Here is a 541-nt window from a genome sequence, read left to right as displayed (position 1 = left end):
TCCTTCACGCTCGCGTGCCGCCCGCCGCCGGCGTCCGTGCCCTTGCCGTCGGCCGCCTCCCCGCCCCCGTCGCTCTCCTCGCGCTCCTTGCCCCTCCTGCCCTGCTCGCCCTCGTCCTCGTCCTCCACCCGGGCGTCGTGGCGGTCACCGGCGGCGGGGCGGACGTCCGAGGCCCGGTCGGGCTCTTCGCCGTCGTGCTCGTCCTTCACCAGGCTCAGGCGCGCCTCCGGGAACCCGCCGGTCCGCTCAAGACCGTCCCGGGCACCGGAACCGGGGTGACCGCTGTGCTCCCTGCCCCCGCTGCCCCCGCGGTCGCCGCTGTCGCTGCCGTGGTCGATGCGCCTCATGTGCTCGGTGTGATCCGTGTGGTCCTGGTCAGTGACGGCGGTCACCGGTCACCTCTCCTTCTGCAGTACGGACAGCGCGGCGATGAGTTCGGCCTGGGGCTCGGGGTGGACGTCCAGGGCGTCGAGGGGGGCGAGGCGCCGCTCGCGTTCGGCGTGCATGACGCGGTCCACGTGCTCGACGAGCAGCCGACCGG

General features: G+C 74.7%; 1 pseudogene. It reads right to left on the bottom strand.

What is annotated here, in order from left to right:
- A pseudogene (locus CCN44_RS42715) lies at positions 1–392 on the bottom strand (ATP-binding protein); the annotation flags it as partial.
- Between the last annotated feature and the right edge of the window lie 149 nt (positions 393–541).

The organism is Streptomyces tricolor, from assembly GCF_002155905.1.
Taxonomy (GTDB): Bacteria; Actinomycetota; Actinomycetes; order Streptomycetales; family Streptomycetaceae; genus Streptomyces; species Streptomyces tricolor.
The sequence above is the reverse complement of the archived record's forward strand: the minus strand, read 5'-3'. Positions and strand labels throughout refer to the sequence as shown.